Origin of the sequence: Haemophilus sp. HMSC71H05 (genome assembly GCF_001838635.1) — a bacterium.
In the GTDB taxonomy this organism is placed as follows: domain Bacteria; phylum Pseudomonadota; class Gammaproteobacteria; order Enterobacterales; family Pasteurellaceae; genus Haemophilus_D; species Haemophilus_D parainfluenzae_R.
Map to the genome: position 1 here is coordinate 119540 of NZ_KV838023.1, position 17516 is coordinate 137055.

The 17516-nt window shown below is 39.4% G+C and carries 14 protein-coding genes and 3 tRNA genes; 6 read left to right on the forward strand and 11 right to left on the reverse strand.

The annotated features are described in order from the left end of the window. Positions 1-5: 5 nt before the first annotated feature. The 10 genes from HMPREF3279_RS01235 to erpA all read right to left on the reverse strand — a co-directional run bounded on the left by HMPREF3279_RS01235 (position 6) and on the right by erpA (position 10917). On the reverse strand, positions 6-485 hold the full coding sequence (locus HMPREF3279_RS01235; RefSeq protein WP_070867814.1) for a TlpA family protein disulfide reductase: 480 nt from the start codon (positions 483-485) through the stop codon (positions 6-8). Further along, positions 475-1146, reverse strand: coding sequence for an ABC transporter ATP-binding protein (locus HMPREF3279_RS01240; RefSeq protein WP_049370828.1), 672 nt, complete (start codon positions 1144-1146; stop codon positions 475-477). The genes HMPREF3279_RS01235 and HMPREF3279_RS01240 overlap by 11 nt, the downstream gene beginning before the upstream one ends. A 1-nt stretch (position 1147) precedes the next feature. Then, a complete protein-coding gene (locus tag HMPREF3279_RS01245; protein WP_070867815.1) occupies positions 1148-2281 on the reverse strand; it encodes an ABC transporter permease in 1134 nt (377 codons plus the stop codon). Further along, entirely contained in the window at positions 2268-3608 is a 1341-nt protein-coding gene (locus HMPREF3279_RS01250; RefSeq protein ID WP_070867816.1) for an ABC transporter permease, read from the reverse strand. Before HMPREF3279_RS01250 ends, HMPREF3279_RS01245 begins: the two co-directional genes overlap by 14 nt. Continuing rightward, entirely contained in the window at positions 3608-5002 is a 1395-nt protein-coding gene (locus HMPREF3279_RS01255; RefSeq protein WP_070867817.1) for a Fe-S-containing protein, read from the reverse strand. The genes HMPREF3279_RS01250 and HMPREF3279_RS01255 overlap by 1 nt, the downstream gene beginning before the upstream one ends. A 115-nt stretch (positions 5003-5117) precedes the next feature. Next, the gene (locus HMPREF3279_RS01260; protein WP_005696223.1) at positions 5118-5639 is read right to left on the reverse strand and encodes an iron transporter; all 522 of its coding nucleotides are present in this window, start codon (positions 5637-5639) and stop codon (positions 5118-5120) included. A 28-nt stretch (positions 5640-5667) separates the two neighbouring features. Continuing rightward, the gene (locus tag HMPREF3279_RS01265) at positions 5668-7572 is read right to left on the reverse strand and encodes an FTR1 family iron permease (protein WP_070867818.1); all 1905 of its coding nucleotides are present in this window, start codon (positions 7570-7572) and stop codon (positions 5668-5670) included. 218 nt (positions 7573-7790) lie between these two features. Next, positions 7791-10190, reverse strand: a complete 2400-nt coding sequence (gene mrcB, locus HMPREF3279_RS01270; RefSeq protein WP_070867819.1) for a penicillin-binding protein 1B — start codon at positions 10188-10190, stop codon at positions 7791-7793. A gap of 24 nt (positions 10191-10214) precedes the next feature. Then, entirely contained in the window at positions 10215-10568 is a 354-nt protein-coding gene (locus HMPREF3279_RS01275) for a YacL family protein (protein ID WP_070867820.1), read from the reverse strand. A gap of 1 nt (position 10569) precedes the next feature. Then, positions 10570-10917, reverse strand: coding sequence for an iron-sulfur cluster insertion protein ErpA (gene erpA, locus HMPREF3279_RS01280; RefSeq protein ID WP_070867821.1), 348 nt, complete (start codon positions 10915-10917; stop codon positions 10570-10572). 125 nt (positions 10918-11042) lie between these two features. Here erpA and map point away from each other — a divergent pair, with 125 nt between their 5' ends. Continuing rightward, positions 11043-11846, forward strand: a complete 804-nt coding sequence (gene map, locus HMPREF3279_RS01285) for a type I methionyl aminopeptidase (RefSeq protein ID WP_070867822.1) — start codon at positions 11043-11045, stop codon at positions 11844-11846. Between the two features lie 61 nt (positions 11847-11907). Beyond that, a complete protein-coding gene (gene glnD / locus HMPREF3279_RS01290; RefSeq protein WP_070867823.1) occupies positions 11908-14493 on the forward strand; it encodes a bifunctional uridylyltransferase/uridylyl-removing protein GlnD in 2586 nt (861 codons plus the stop codon). Positions 14494-14539: 46 nt separating this feature from the next. Here the strand turns inward: glnD and hemL are convergent, their stop codons facing one another. Beyond that, a complete protein-coding gene (gene hemL, locus HMPREF3279_RS01295; protein ID WP_070867824.1) occupies positions 14540-15823 on the reverse strand; it encodes a glutamate-1-semialdehyde 2,1-aminomutase in 1284 nt (427 codons plus the stop codon). A gap of 121 nt (positions 15824-15944) precedes the next feature. On the opposite strand from hemL, the gene wecA reads away from it, so the two are divergent. From wecA to HMPREF3279_RS01315, 4 genes are all read left to right on the forward strand, one after another. After that, positions 15945-17009: a UDP-N-acetylglucosamine--undecaprenyl-phosphate N-acetylglucosaminephosphotransferase gene (gene wecA / locus HMPREF3279_RS01300; RefSeq protein ID WP_070867825.1), complete on the forward strand. Its 1065-nt coding sequence runs from the start codon at positions 15945-15947 to the stop codon at positions 17007-17009. 182 nt (positions 17010-17191) lie between these two features. Beyond that, positions 17192-17268 (forward strand) — tRNA-Arg (locus HMPREF3279_RS01305). Positions 17269-17299: 31 nt separating this feature from the next. Beyond that, positions 17300-17375, forward strand: a tRNA-His gene (locus HMPREF3279_RS01310). A gap of 24 nt (positions 17376-17399) precedes the next feature. Further along, positions 17400-17476: transfer RNA gene (locus tag HMPREF3279_RS01315), tRNA-Pro, on the forward strand. Positions 17477-17516: the final 40 nt, after the last annotated feature.

A 17516-nucleotide genomic window follows, 5' to 3' on the forward strand; every position in this document is an offset into this window, starting at 1 on the left:
TTTGGCTAGCCTTTAAATAATTTATCTAAATCTTCTGCGGGAATTGCGCCTTCATATTTAGCCTGAATATTACCTTCAGGTGTAATCACAAAACTTGTTGGCGTACCGATAAGTTGATAACGTTCTGCTGTGATTTTTAATTGGTCTTTGATAACCGGCAACGTAAGCTGACGTTTGGCGACCACGGCTCTGGTATCCACTTTATCTCCATCCACATTAATGGCGATAAGCTGAACTTTATCTGGATTAGCTTCGGCCAATTTTTCGAACTCTTTTAATTCTGCGACACATCGTCCACAGGTTTCAGACCAGAATGTCAGTAAGCGAGTGCCTTTCCAATCATCAAGTTTCACTTCTTTACCTTGTAAATCATAGGCAGCGATGTCTGGTGCTTTTTGACCAATTGCAGCGACTTCATCTTTACAAGAAACACTGCCGAAAATGACCGCACTTATTGCGAGTAGTTTTACGAGTTTATTTTTCATTAATGTCCTCTTTTACAAATTTTCCGTGATGGAGATAAATAACACGATCGGTTAACTCACCCAATTCTGGATTGTGTGTCACCATCACAATCGTTCTCCCTTGGCGATTTAACTCTTGTAGTAAATCTAGTACAAGCGCTTCATTTTTTTCGTCGAGGTTACCTGTTGGTTCATCGGCAAAAATGACTGGTGGTTGGTTCACCAACGCGCGAGCAATACATACCCGTTGTTGTTCCCCCCCAGAAAGTTGGCTTGGACGGTGATCTATACGATGACCCAATCCCACTTGTTCGAGTACCGCTTTAGCCGCTGCTTCATCAATCACACTGTGATAGTGCTGAGCCAGCATCACATTTTCAAGTGCGGTCAAATAAGGAATTAAATGGAATTGCTGGAAGACTAGACCAATTTTTTCTGCACGGAAACGCTGACGACCGATTTCATCCAATTGTGCCGCATCGACACCATCTAGAATGACTTTACCTTCACTAGCCGTATCTAAGCCGGTCAGAATATTCATCAGCGTGGTTTTACCGGAACCTGATGCACCCATTATCGCAATAAATTCACCTTGGCGAATTTGAATATTAATATCTTCTAAAGCGGTGACTTGCCCGAATCGTTTATATAAATGTTGCGTTTCAATTACAAATTCACTCATTTTATTCCCCTTTTAATACATTTGCGGTTTGGATATTTAAAGCTCGTTTGGTTGGTACAATCACCGCAATAAAGGCAACCAATAACGATAAGACGATAGTAATTGGAATAACCGGTAGACGCATATCAATATAAGATTTAAATACGGTTAATCCAAGTAATTGAGCCAAGATGTAGCCGAAAATCAGGCCCGCGACAATTGCACAAAGTGCAATGATCAGAATCTCGGTACTAATCTGTTTAATGATGTCACTTTGTTTGGCACCTAAGGCTTTTTGTAGTGCAAATTCTTTTGCTCGCTCACCAACAATCGCAATCAATGTGGTGTTAACACAAAGGGTGGCGAGAATCAAAATGACCAATGAAATTAAGCCCATCAATCCTTTGATTTTATCTAAAATCTGCCCTTCAGAAGCAGAGACTTTTCGAATTGGTCGAGCAGTCAGATCAGGTTGATGTTGCATAATGTCCTGGGCAAATTGTGCGACATTACCTTGTTCATTTTTTACATTGAGTAAGGCGTTATTTGCTAATCCTTCTTTATCCAACCAATTTTGGGCAAACTCTAAATTCACGATCAGCATGTTGTCAGTGGCATCACCTGCCTCAACAATACCTTTTATCGTGAATTCATGTTTTTCGACTGCATTTTTAGACAGAGTTAATTTACTTCCAACACCTAAATTAAGGCGTTCCGCTAAGGTTTTACCAATCATGGCATTGCGGTCATCAAAATTCACATTAATGGCTGAGCCGGTAATTTGCCAATAAGGTGCAAGCACATGCATATCTTCAAACCAGACGCCCATAATCACGATTTTTTCTAAATCACTTCGCGCAACACCATATAAATAAGGACTGGCAGCGGTAATGAAATTATCCGGTGCATTGTGCAGAATTTGCTTTAATTGGCGTTCTTTCATCAATCCACCATTGGCTGCACCGATGTAAAAGTTTGCCCCGAAAGTACGGAGCTCTTGACTCATTTTGGTATTAATATCGAAATAGACCGCAGCCATTGCCGTCACAATGGACGCACCAACAGTCAGGGCGGAGAAGATAATAAATACTCGTTGTAAACGTAGGCGTAATGCTTGGAAGATTAAACGCCAAAACATACTTTTATTGGCGGCCATAGAGCACCTCCACAGGGTAAAGTTTGGCAATACGATGAGCAGGGAACCAAGTACCCACTACAGCAATTAAAATAGACAGCATCAATACGCAAGGGATGACAATCCAAGCAAAACTGAGCGGAACGCCAAATAGCGCAGATCCAATAAATCTTGCTAAGCCCCAACCAGCAATACAACCAAGCGAACCACCAATTAAGGCACTGATAATGGCTTCGCAATAAAACAATAACGAGATTTGCCATTGGTATGCGCCTAACGCTTTCATTAAACCAATTTCTTTTGAACGCTCAATGATCCCTGTACTCATTAATGAGGCAATCCCCATAGCTGCCGCGATTAAAGCGGCGAGAGTCACGACAGCAAGCAATAACTGGATTTTACCAATGACCACACCTTCTGAAGCCGCAACCTGCCAAATTGGGCGAACAATAGCGCCTGAGATAGCTTCTTCTAATTGGTGTGAAATAGACGAGACATAAGCCGTACAATACCAACGATCGTACTCTTCCGCATCCAATGCATCGGTATTAGCACGGGCTTTACGAGAAAGATCATTTTCAGGTACGGTAAGCGCAGAGACTTTAACTGATTGAATTTTTCCTTCTAAGCCCAGTAATTTTTGCACAGCGTTGAGCGGCATGACTAATTGATTATCTTCAGTCCCACCCGTGGATAAAATACCGGTAATTTCAACCGCACTTTGATTATCTAGCTCATTATTTTGATAGCGAAGCTGGATTTTATCACCTTGTTTTAAGCCAGTTCGTTGAGCCAATTGCTCACCAATCAATGCAGGAATAAATTCTCCTTCAGGTGTTTCAAGATCGTTGACCCATTCCCCTTGCACATGCCAATAAGGACTAATAATTTTTTGTCCAGTGTGGTAATCATCTTCATCTGGTACAGGAATGTTGTGATCGAAAAATGTACCAAGCACATTAATTTGTCCAAGTGCGGTTGATTTATCGTGAGTTTTTTCGGAAAGCATTTCAGCTTTTACATCTGCACTTAATAAGGGGGCAAAACCTACGATATTATTTCGCCAGAAAATATCTTTAATGTTAGGAAGCTCTTTTTCATCGAGGAAATCTTGGCTACTTAAATCAGTGTTGTGACTGAGCTCATCAGGCAAGGCGGCATTACTCGCAGGTTCGACTAAAATATTGGCACCGTAAGACTTGAGCTCTTTCGCCATTTTGTCGCCGATGTCAATAGAAACAGCTAATAGCGCAGAGACTAATCCCGCCGCTAAGAAAATAGTTACCACTGCTAAAAACTTACGTTTTATGCTAAAACGCCAAGATTGGAATAACATTCTTGCTAGCATTATTCTCCCTTACCTAAATACTTTTCAGGGTTATCACGGAATAAATCAAGATTTTTCTCACTTTCAAAGAAGTAAGTTTTACCTTCGTAATTATATTTGTGCTCAGTTTTAGTATTTTTCATTTGAGTGCCACTAATCGGATCTTTTACATCGATTTCAACAATCGTGCTAAATAAATTTAACCCTTCTTCTAAGCTGGCTCGATTAATGAGAATTTCAGTCTCAGTTTGTTGCCAATCTTCAATCGGCACTGGATTACAGCCACCTGGTTTGCCAATAGATGGAATAAACATATGTACGCCGCAGCCAACACAAACGACTTGGTTACCTTCCATCACATAACCTTGGTCACCACAAAGCAAGCAGGCGTCAAATACCGCTGCTAGGCTCAATTTATCCGGCTGACGATTAATAACAAAGAAACGCACAGCTTTACCATCATCAGCAATCCAGACAAAACGGTGTAATTTACCGTCTTTTACTTGTTCAATTGGAATATGGACTTGTTGCTTTTCATCTAAGGTCAGAGGAATTGCTTCTGAAAGTTGTGGTGGACGAGAGGCAATTTGCTCCCAATAAAGTTGTGTAGCAAAAATAATTGCTAAAGCTAAATATCCCCAACCGAGTAGGTGAGAGGACGTACGTAATGCAGCTAATTTTTGGCGTTTTTCAATGGGTTCTTGTGTGGCATTAACTTGTTGCTTGCGTGATAAATGAATTTTGCCATAAAAGATGGCAAGTACAACGAAGAGCAATGCTGCACAAATGTAATTTAACCAACGAGTGATTTCGCCTGATTTCGCAACAAAACTTAAACGAGGCTTGGTAAGCTCAAGTACCTGAAGTTTCATTAAAATCAATAAGAGTTCACCAATAAGTGGAACAAGCAAGCAAGCTAAGAGAAGGCTAATGGCACCTTTTAAAAGTGCGGTTGATTTTTGTTGTGTTTTTCCCGCTTGTTTTAGAAGTAAATCGATCCAGCCTTGTAAGCATAAACAAAAAACAAAGGCAAAAATGACCGCACTTATATGTAAGATCGAATCGGTATTGATAACATCAGTAGAAACGAGGGCAGTAATGTTAGGATCTTTTGCCCAGAAACTGCCTGCGATGAGCATTAACACGGTTTGCCAAAAGGCAGGTAAGCGACCTTTGCCGAAAATTAAACATAAGGCAAAGATAATCAATAGCACCAATATTACCGCATTGACGATTAAATTAGTGATTTGTCCCGCAGGTAAACTAAGACGAAGTGCGATACCGGCAATAAAACCGAATAGGCTAAGCCAAATTATTTTTTTTGCACTTACAGAAGATTGTTTACTGTGATAAACACCGAGCAATAATGAAAAAGGCAAAAGTGCTTGAAGTAGGAAAGTAAAAAAATAATTCATAGTTTGACCACTTAATAGGATAAAACAGACGATATTTTAAGGTTAAATGAAATGCTATTGCCTTCCCCTGAATTACAAGGGAAGGCAAGTCGGTAAAATCGATGTTTACCTTAGATTATTTGATGCCAGTGAATTTGAATTCATAGCTTACATCAAATGGTTTCCACCAACGACCTACACCCGTTTCAGAGTCGGTATGACGGTGCATACCTGCTTTTGATGGAGGATCGATGTGGTAAGTTAATTTGTAGTTACCCACGCCCATCATTTTCACGTTTGCACCGTAGTGAGGGCCGTCACCTGCTACCATTGGCATGAAAGTACCTTCTTGTTTTTCACCAGTATCGGTATTCACTAAAGTATAGTTGATGGTTAAGTAAGGCATCCATTCACCGTCACCAAAGCCATTTTTGTTACCTTTTACTGCATGGATATCCGCTTCTAAGTGGATATCTGATTTCGCAGCAGGTAAACCCATACCACGAGGTTCCATATCGATTGGTTTGAGGTAAACCGCCGCAATTTCCATTTCATTCATGGTTACTGCTTCACCGATTGGATACTCTTGGAATGCGTTTGCAGTAGACGCGGTAAAAATACCCGCAAATAATGCTGTTGCTAAAAGTGCTTTTTTCATTGTTTTTCTCCTAAAGGATTGTTGGGTATTACGCGGCTTTTTTGCTTTGATATTTCATAATAAACAGAGCAAATACGGCTGCGATGAGTAAGATTGCTTGTGGGATTAGGGTTTCCATATAAGGATAAATACCTAACCACGAAATTTCAGGCACACCGCTAATCAGCGTTGGCTCGAAAAGTTTGCCTTCAATGAGTTCTAAAACAGATTTACCGGCGAATACAAAGGCCATTAAATACATAAAAGAACCCGTGAACATAAAGAATGGTTTAAGCGGTAATTTCACCACGGTATAACGCATCACGAAGTAGCAAATGGTGAGAATAATTACACCGACAATGATACCTGCGAAAAGATAGATAAAACTGACCGCACTTTTCGCATCACCCACGAGGGCATAGTAGAACAATACGGTTTCCGCCCCTTCACGATACACGGCTAAGAAGCTGGTAAGCCATAAGCCAATGAGTGAGCCAGTAGTGAGGGCAGTTGAGAGTTTACCTTCTAAATAACGTTTCCAGTTTTGTGCTTCGACTTTGGACAATAACCAGTAACTCATCATAAAGAGCATGATTACGGCAAAAATCATCGTGAAGCCTTCGAGCAATTCACGGTTTTGACCGGAGTTTTCAAAGATAAGTTGGAAGATAAATGCGGTAACCACACTGGCAATTAGCGCCACATAAACAGACTGACGAATAACCGGTAGTTTATCTTGGTGATTATTTTTAATTAAGTAAGTCACGATAGCCGCAACAATTAATAAGGCTTCTAAACCTTCACGAAGAATGATTAAAAGGCTATATAAGAACATAGACCAATCGCTTTGTTCTCCGCCCTGTAACATTTCAACCGCTTTAGTTAGATTCTGGTCTAAGCCATCAACTTGTGCTTGTAACTTATCACCTTGTTCAGCTTTCATTAAGCTGACTAAACGGGTAAAGTAGCCTTCAAGTTCCGCTTTAAAGTTGCTATCACGAGAGCCAATTTTGTTTTCCATACCACTGCTTTCAAACACATCAAAATAGGTGTTTTGTACAGAAAGAATTGCTTTTTTACTTTCGCCTTGTTGATAGAGCGCAATAGCTTGTTGAATACGTTGGTTGATCTCTTGTTTAATCTTGCTCCAATCTTGCTCTTGTTGATTATCTGTTGCTTGCTGCGCGGCATTGGATTGAACATTTTGTTCTTCACGTGTCGTTGGCAGGTTAGGCAAGTTTTCTTCAATATCTTGTAACAATTGCGTACTTTGATAGCCAATTTCTGTGATTTGATCGGCTTGTTCACTTAAACGAATGATGTTGTAAAACTGTTGATTAATCGCTGCTGAAGTTTCTGCAGAGCGATTTTGGCGAATGGACATTTCCATTTCTGAATTTTTATAGCCATCGTACTGCGCTTTCTGGAACAATTTTTTTGCGTTATCGAGATCACCATTTTGATACGCTTCAAGCCCTTGAGCGAGCAAATCATCAATGGTTTTAAAACTTTGTTGCCAATAAGGGGCGATCTCTTGATTATCATAAACACCATGTTGACCATCGGCATTGAGCTGATGACCTTTAATCAATGATGGTAACACTTCTTGTAATTCTTTTTTGAGCTGATCGATTTTAGCCTGAATCTCTTGTTGTGAACTGCCTTCACCGATCATTTTACGGATCTCGCCAAAAGTCGCTTCCATTTGGTAGCTTTTTTGTGCTGAGAAATTGATACGAATCGGACCTTCTAGATTTTCAAACACTTCAAAATAAGCCATTTGCACTTCAGTGCGCGCATCATCCGTATTACCTTGCTGGACAAGTTGAGCGGTTTTGTCTAAGCGGGACGTAATATCATTAACCCACTGCTGGTAGTTGTCTTGCGCAAAGAGTGAAGAAGAAAAGGCGAGTGAAAAAATTAAAAAGAAAAATCGAATAGAACGGAATCGCATCGTCTATTTACCTCATTACCTTAAATGAAATTAATTCCTATTTATAATTATCCTTTGATATCAGTGAAATGACAATAAATAATTCTAATTTTTGTGATGTAGATCAAAAAATTCACGAGAGGTAGACGTCCTAGATGGTTATTTTATGCTCAAAAGAATAAAGCGCCCTTGTTAGGCGCTTTATGGAGATATAAAAGTGCGGTCAAAAATAAGCGAGTTTATTGAGCGGGTGCCGCTTCTTCAATAGGCGCTTTATTATCTAACACATCCCATACACTTTCTTGTTTTGATGATTCTGGTTGTTCAGGTTGTGGCGATTGCGTAGTTTGTGCAGCGGTAGCTGTCGCCGTACTCGTTGTTTGCGCAGACGCACAGAAGTTTTGATCTTTATTTGCCCAAACTGGAATTGTTCGATTACTACCACAGCTCCAACTGCCATAAGCATTGATACCAACCCATTTAATCGTAGAAGGTTGTCCGAGTTTCAGTTTTTCAATAACCACACGGTTTAAATAATCTTTATAGATTTGTAATGCACCTGAGGCACCCGTCAATTTGGTTTCACCGTTATCATCACGACCTAACCAAATGGTGCTAACATTTTTACCATCAATACCCACAAACCACGTATCACGGGCATCATTGGTGGTCCCCGTTTTACCCGCAAGACGAAGATCCGCGTAATCATTTTGTAAACTACGCGCGGTACCACGTTCTACGGTTTGTTGCATCGCATACAAGGTTTGATACGCTGCTTCTCTCGGCACCACTTGATCCGGCACGGTATTGTGTTCGTAAATAATATTCCCTTGGCGATCAGCAATGCTTTGAATGGTACTTAACTCAATTTTGCCACCTTGATTTGCAATGGTTTGATAGAGTTTGGTCACATCATAAGGTGAAATACTGTAAGAACCGAGTAAGGTCGCAGGCACTTTTGGAATGGCTACATTATCCCAACCCATGGCTTTTTGCGTATCGATCACTTTGCTTAAACCGACTTTCATTCCAATATTTACCGTTGGAATATTCAGCGAGCGAGCTAGGGCATCCATTAGCATCACCGAACCGCTATATTTACGATCGTAGTTACGAGGCTGCCAAGGTTGGCTGCCTTTAACATAAATCGTGATTGGTTGGTTTTGAATTGGTGTATTTAAACGGAATTGTTCCGGATTCATCAGTGCGGTCAAATAAATGGATGGTTTTACTAAAGAACCAATTTGACGTTTTGACATTAAGGCACGGTTAAATCCGGCATATTCTGTTTGTAATCCACCGACAACCGCACGTATTTCACCTAAGTGATAATCCGCGACAATCATTGCACCTTCTAAATGTGGATTTTTAGTTTGTACTTGCAATTGATTGACCGTATTCACTACGGCATTTTCAGCTTGTGCCTGTTGTTTTAAATCCATGGTGGAGAAAATTCGCGCACCAAGTAGTGCAGACGTTTTGTTTTCCCCTAATTGACGGCGAAGATCGGCTTGCAATGTTTGGATGAAAGCAGGATATTTACGTGAAATTTGACCTTTAGCTTGCACACCTAATGGACGTTTACTCAACATCTCATATAACTCATCTCCAATCATTTGATGATCAAGCATCAGTTTTAACACCACATTTCGGCGATCGAGTGCATATTGTGGATTTCGCCATGGATTATAAAGGGATGGTCCTTTCACCATGCCAACTAAAAGGGCAATTTGGTCTAGGCTAATTTCACGGATAGAACGACCAAAATAGAATTGGCTCGCCAACGCAAAACCGTGAATTTGAATATCACCATTTTGACCAAGGTAAATCTCGTTCAGATAGGTTTCTAAGATACGGTTTTTATCATATCGCCAATCTAATACCAATGACATTAAGGCTTCATTGGCTTTACGTGTCAGAGAACGTTCGCTGGATAAAAATAGATTTTTAACTAATTGCTGAGTGAGTGTACTGCCGCCTTGAACCGTTTGACCGGCTTTAATATTGGCAATCATTGCACGCATAATACCGATAGGGTTAATCCCGTTATGCTCATAAAAACGGCGATCCTCTGTGAGTAATAAGGCATCAATGAGTAAACGAGGGTATTGCTGTAACGGAATGGCTAAACGATCTTCATTATCTGATTCCAACATTGCAATTAATTTAGGTGCGAGACGGAATTCATCAACCGCTTTTACGTTGACTAAATCTTCAATACGAGAAAGTTTGTTATCTGTAAAACGTAAACGTAATACACGTTGTGGCTCAGGCTTGTCAGGATAAGGGAATGCGCGACGAAGTAATACGATGGTATCCTCTTCGAGTTTAAAATCACCCGGTGCTGCAATCATTGTGGTTTGACGGTATTCGTTATCGAGTAAAATTTGAATCACTTCGTCAAAAGAAAGGCTATCAGAAAGTTTTACGCTTTCTAAACGACTATACACTTCTGCCGGTAAACGCCAAATTTGGCCATCCATTTTGGAGCGAATTTGCCAGTCTAAATAGCCACCATAAAATACGGCAAGCGTCCCTAAAGTAAAGGCTGCTTTAGCTAAAAAGATTTTACAAGAACGGCGCTTATCTGGCACTTGTGTTTCTTGTTGTTCTGATGAGGTGTTTTCCGTTTCCGACATAATAGTTAGCTTCAGAGAATGAGGTTAAGCAATAAATTCAAAATAGGCATTAAGAAAGTGAATGAAGTCTGTTGTACCGCAGAAAGCGATACTTTCTTCATCATAATAATGGAAGTCGTCTTCTAAAATTTCATCTGTTTCAATTGCAAGATTATTGGCGCGAATCATCACTTCATCGGTATTGATAAAAAGCGTGTATTCAGAACCAATCAGCGTGACTTCATCATTATTTTTAATTAGCTCACAGGCAGAAAGTGCGGTCAAAAACGCTTGAGGATTTGACCGCACTTCTGAATTAAACCAATTGGCTAGGGCAATGTGTTCCATCGAACATTTAGCATGTACATTGCCTAGATAATGGGTAAATTGAAAATCCATGTTAGATGCTGAATGAAGAACCGCAACCACAGGTACTGGTTGCATTTGGATTGTTCACCACAAAACGAGAACCTTCCAAGCCTTCAGTGTAATCCACGGTGCCGCCAATTAAGTATTGTAAACTCATTGGGTCAATCACTAATTGCACACCGCCTTTTTCAATGGTTAGGTCACCTTCATTGACTTTATCGTCAAAGGTGAAACCGTATTGGAAACCGCTGCAACCGCCACCGGTAATATAAACACGTAATTTTAATTCGTTGTTTTCTTCTTCGCTAATTAAACTTTTTACTTTATTGGCTGCCGCATCAGTAAAAGTTAGCGGTACGGCCATATCTAAATCTGACATATCTCTATCCCCACTTTCCTAAAAATAATCCTTGTATTATCTAATAACCTGTTAATTCATTCAAGATTTTTCACGGAATTAGTGCTATTATATGCGAATAAATCAGAATTAAATAAGGAGAAATAATGGGCATTCCATTAAGAACTGAAGAAGAAATTGTTAAGTTGCGTGAAGCGTGTAAATTAGCGTCTGATGTTTTGGTCATGATCGAACCTTATGTCAAAGAAGGGGTGACTACAGGTGAATTGGATCGCATTTGTCACGATTATATGGTGAATGTACAAAAAGTGATTCCTGCGTGCTTAAATTATCATGGTTTTCCGAAAGCAACCTGTATTTCTATAAATGAAGTGGTTTGCCATGGTATTCCAAGCGATGATAAAAAATTAAAACGTGGTGATATTGTCAATATTGATGTGACTGTGATTAAAGACGGTTATTTCGGTGATAATTCGAAGATGTATATCGTGGGTGAAACCAATATTCGTAGCCAAAAATTGGTTGAAGCAGCACAAGAAGCGCTTTATGTGGGATTACGTACGGTTAAGCCGGGTATTCGTTTAAACGAAATTGGTAAAGCGGTACAAAAATATACTGAAAGCCAAGGATTTAGCGTGGTTCGTGAGTATTGTGGTCACGGCGTGGGAACTGAATTCCACTGTGAACCGCAAGTCTTACACTATTATGCTGATGACGGCGGTGTGGTTTTAAAACCGGGTATGGTATTCACCATTGAGCCAATGATTAATGCGGGTAAAAAAGAAGTACGCATTATGGGCGATGGTTGGACGGTAAAAACTAAAGACCGTAGCCATTCTGCACAATATGAACACCAAATTGTTGTGACAGAAACTGGTTGTGAAGTGATGACTATTCGTGATGAAGAAATTGCGGAAGGTCGAATTCAACGTATAATGAATAACCTTTAAGTTCAGCTAAAAGCCTACGATAGTGGGCTTTTTTTATAATTGTTTTGTTTGTGGAATACCTATGCTTTTTCCTTATCATTTCGACTCTCCACTCATGCCAAGTGCGGTCAAAATTCAGCGTGAAAATTTGAAGGAATTTGAACGTCAGCACTTTACTGATTATTCCGTTTTTGAGCTGATTGCTAACCGTACACAGTTTTGTGATGATTTGTTAAAACAGCTTTGGCTGCAATTTAAATTAGATAAAGCTAATCTCACCTTAGTTGCAGTAGGTGGTTATGGCAGACAAGAAATCTTTCCTTTATCTGATTTGGATGTTCTTATTCTTTCAAAAGAAGAAAGAGAGTCTGAAACGGAAGAAAAAATTGCTCAATTTGTGCAGTTCTTGTGGGATTGTGGATTTGACGTAGGGCATAGTGTTCGTTCTTTAGAAGAATGTGAAAAGGAAGGCAAACAGGACATTACTATTGCCACCAATTTGCTTGAATCTCGTTATTTATCGGGTGATTTATCCCTTTTTAATGCTTTAGGGGAAATATTGAAAAAGCCAGATTTTTGGGCGGTAAAACCATTCTTTGACGCAAAAGTACAAGAACAAATTGAACGTTATCAGCGCTATCACAACACCAGCTATAATCTAGAACCTGATTTAAAATACAGCCCAGGTGGTTTGCGGGATCTTCACCTTTTATATTGGATCGCACTACGCCATACCGGAGAAATGACCCTTGATGGCATTTTGGAAAGCGGCTTTATTTATCCATCAGAACACCAACAATTATTAGAAAGCCAAGAATTTTTATTTAAAGTGCGGTTTGCTTTACACTTGATTTTAAAACGTTATGACAACCGCTTGTTGTTTGATCGTCAAATTAAAGTGAGCGAGATGCTTGGTTTTGAAGGCGACGGAAACCGTGGTGTTGAAAAAATGATGAAACGTTTTTTCCAAGCGTTACGCACAATTTCTCGTTTAACTGATATCCTGATTAAGCATTATAAAGAACATTTTTTATCAACGGATGGCGAGGTTTCTATTCATCCTTTGGATGATAATTTTGAGCTAGTAAATCAAAGTTTGTGTTTACGTAAAGACGATCTGTTTTTACGTTATCCCGATCGTATTCTGGATCTTTTTTTCTATCTAACGCAGCATGAACAAGCCGAAATTCATTCATCAACATTACGCCAACTTCAGATTGCGTTGGAAAGCTTGACACAGAAATTATGTGATATTCCTGAAGCAAGAGAGAAATTTATTCGTTTATTTAATCAACCGAAAGCCATTCAGCGAGCATTTCTCCCAATGCACCAATATGGTGTGTTAACGGCTTATTTGCCACAATGGCAGGGAATTGAAGGTTTGATGCAATTTGATCTCTTCCATATTTACACCGTGGATGAGCATACCTTGCGAGTGATGTTGAAATTGGAGAGTTTCTTAGCTGAAGACGAAGCAGAATCCCATCCCATTTGCCATCAAATATTTAGTCAAATTTCTGATCGCACTTTGCTTTATGTTGCCGCACTTTTCCATGATATTGCGAAAGGTCGAGGAGGGGATCATGCAGAGTTAGGGGCTGAAGATATCGCTGAATTTGCTCGTTTGCATGGCTTTGATCGTCGAGAAATTGAAACGATGGCTTGGCTAGTGAGAGAGCATTTGCTCATGTCAATCACTGCACAGCGTCGAGATATTCATGATCCAGAAGTTGTGATGAGCTTTGCGGAAAGTGTACAAAATCATGTGCGTTTAGATTATCTCACTTGTTTGACGGTTGCCGATATTTGTGCAACAAACAGTACCTTGTGGAATAGCTGGAAACGTTCTCTTTTTGCCTCTTTATACGATTATACGTCGCAACAATTCCGACAAGGGATGAATTTATTATTAGATAATAAAGAAAAGATCCTTGAAAATCGCCAATTGGCGCTGGCAATTTTATCCGAAGATCAACCAGAATTATCGGAAGAAAAAATCTTAGCACTCTGGCAACGTTGTCCTGATGATTATTTTTTACGAAATAGCCCAAAACAAATTGCGTGGCATACAGAGTTATTAGCTGAATTTGATGGTGAAGTACTGGTTAAAATCAGTAACCGTTTTTCTTCTGGTGGAACAGAAATTTTTGTTTATTGTCCTGATCAAGCCAATTTATTTAATAAAGTGGTCTCAACTATTGGGGCGAAAAAATTCAGTATTCATGATGCCCAAATTTTAACATCGGATGATGGGTATGTATTCGACAGCTTTATCATCACAGAATTAAATGGTGAATTGGTTCGTTCAGAACGTCGCCGAGAATTAGAAGCAGTATTAACCTCTGTTTTATTAGGTGAAAAATTGCCATCTGTGTCTTTTGCAAATAATCGACAGTTGCAACATTTTACCGTAAAAACTGATGTACGTTTTTTGAAAGAAACCAAAAAAGAGCATACGGAGTTAGAAATCGTTGCTTTAGACAAACCCGGTTTATTGGCTCAAATCAGTCAAATTTTTACCGAGTTAAAACTCAATCTTTGTAATGCAAAAATTACGACAGTAGGGGAAAAAGCCGAAGACTTCTTCATTTTGACAAATGAAAAAGGAATCGCATTAACAGAAGAAGAAAGGGGATTGTTAGAAAACGTGCTCTATGAACGTTTATAATATGAAATAAAAAAGTGCGGTTAAATTTAACCGCACTTTTTATGTTTTAAGCAACTGCTGCAAATGCAATATCTGCGGCAGCAAGTGTTTTTTCAATGTCTTCATTTGTATGAGCTAAAGACATAAAGCCCGCTTCAAAAGCAGAAGGCGCAAGGTAAACGCCTTGATCGAGCATTTTGTGGAAGAACACTTTGAATTTTTCGGTATCACATTTCATGACTTCTGCATAAGAGGTCACTTGTTTTTGGTCAGTGAAGAAAATACCAAACATTCCGCCTACATGATTTATCACGAATGGCACATTGTGTTTTTGGGCTAATGCTTTTAAGCCATCACAAAGTTTAGTGGTTAATTCTGCAAGATGTTGTTCGTTACCATCTTTTTTCAATTCAGTTAAACAAGCTAAACCTGCCGCCATTGCAATCGGGTTACCTGAAAGGGTACCCGCTTGGTAAACTGGACCGGTCGGTGCAAGGTGTTGCATAATTACTTTTTTACCACCCACTGCACCCACTGGCATACCGCCACCAATGACTTTACCTAATGTGGTGAGATCCGGTGTTACACCATAATAAGCTTGTGCGCCTGCAAGTGAAACACGGAAACCTGTCATGACTTCGTCAATAATGAAAAGTGCACCATATTGATCACAAATTTCACGAATGCCTTGTAAGAATCCTTCTTTTGGTGGAACACAGTTCATGTTGCCTGCAACAGGTTCAATAATCACACAAGCGATATCGTTAGGGAATTCTTCAAATAGTTTTTTAACTGAATCAAGATTGTTATATTCTGCTGTTAAAGTGTGTTTTGCAAAATCTTCAGGTACACCTGGTGAGCTTGGTTGACCAAGTGTTAATGCGCCTGATCCTGCTTTTACTAAAAGTGAATCAGAATGGCCGTGGTAACAACCTTCAAATTTTAAGATTTTGCTTCTATTGGTATAACCACGCGCGAGACGAATTGCAGTCATAGTTGCTTCAGTACCCGAACTCACCATACGAACCATTTCAATAGATGGCACAATTTCACAGACTAATTCCGCTAAATCAATTTCAGAGGGGGTTGGTGCACCAAAGCTCAAACCATTCTCAGCTGCTTTTAATACAGCATCTAAAATAGCAGGGTGGTTATGACCTAAAATCATTGGCCCCCAAGAACCTACATAATCGATATATTGTTTGCCTTCGGTATCATAAATGTAAGCGCCTTTGGCTTTTTGAATAAATACAGGTGTACCACCTACGCCTTTAAAGGCACGAACAGGAGAGTTTACGCCACCAGGAATAACTTCTTGTGCACGAGAGAAAAGTGCGGTTGATTTTGTCATGATTTTTAATCCTTATATTAAAAGTGGTCATATTGTACTAAAAAACTGAATTTGAGAAAAATCTTTGTGTGCTGATTTTTCTTTATGTTATCCTTTGCAAAAAAATTTTAGGATAAAAACTATGCTAAGTCTTTTCGTCACTTTTTTAGGGGCATTTTTAACCTTAATTGTCATGCGACCAATTGCGAATAAAATTGGTTTGGTTGATAAGCCAAATTATCGTAAACGTCACCAAGGTGCGATTCCGCTCATTGGCGGTGTTTCTCTTTTTATGGGAAACCTTTGCTATTATTTAATGGAGTGGGATCAACTTCGTTTACCTTATCTTTATATATTCAGTATTTTTGTTTTACTTGCAATTGGTATCTTAGATGACCGCTTCGATATTAGCCCCTTCTTGCGTGCAGGAATTCAAGCTGTGCTTGCTATTTTAATGATCGACTTGGGTAATGTTTATTTAGATCATTTAGGCCAGATTCTCGGACCATTCCAATTAACACTTGGTTCTATTGGATTGATTATTACCGTATTTGCGACAATTGCGATTATTAATGCCTTTAATATGATTGATGGTATCGATGGATTATTGGGTGGATTATCAATTGTTTCCTTTGCTGCCATTGGTATTTTAATGTTCCGTGATGGACAGATGGATATGGCATATTGGAGTTTTGCCTTAATTGTCGCGATTTTGCCTTATCTATTATTAAATTTAGGCATTCCATTAGGACCAAAATATAAAGTGTTCATGGGGGATGCAGGAAGTACTTTAATCGGCTTTACTATTATTTGGATTTTGCTTTTAAGTACGCAAGGAAAAGGACATCCAATGAATCCAGTGACCGCACTTTGGATTATTGCTGTTCCTTTAATTGATATGGTGGCAATTATTTATCGTCGCTTACGTAAAGGAAAAAGTCCATTCCGTCCAGATCGCTTACACGTGCATCACTTAATGGTTCGTGCAGGATTAACCTCTCGCCAAGCCTTTTTATTAATTACCTTCTTTGCGGCAATTTGTGCGACAATCGGGATCTTAGGCGAAGTCTTCTATATTAATGAATGGGCAATGTTTATTGCGTTTATTGTATTATTCTTCCTCTATGCTTATTCAATTACAAAAGCATGGAAAATCACCCGTTGGGTACGAAGAATGAAACGTCGCGCACGTCGTAACAAGCAATAATTTAAATAAAGAGGATAGCAATTTGCTATCCTTTTTTACGTTTTAGCATTAAAAATAAACGAATACATAATAAATTCTATACAAATTGAACAAAAATTTATCTTTTGATATTTTTTTTCAAAAAAGTGCTAGACAAGATATTGGGAAATCATTAATATACGCCCCTGCAACGACGCAGTAACGCGTTCGTAGCTCAGTTGGATAGAGCGTTGGCCTCCGGAGCCAAAGGTCGCAAGTTCGAATCTTGTCGAGCGCGCCAGAAAGTCAATGCGATGAACAACTAATCAATGGTGGCTATAGCTCAGTTGGTAGAGCCCTGGATTGTGATTCCAGTTGTCGTGGGTTCGAATCCCATTAGCCACCCCATCTTCTCATTGTTGAGAAATCTGACGGCGAGTAGCGCAGCTTGGTAGCGCAACTGGTTTGGGACCAGTGGGTCGTAGGTTCAAATCCTATCTCGCCGACCAATTTATTTTTTTGCTCTTTAACAATATATCAGACAATCTG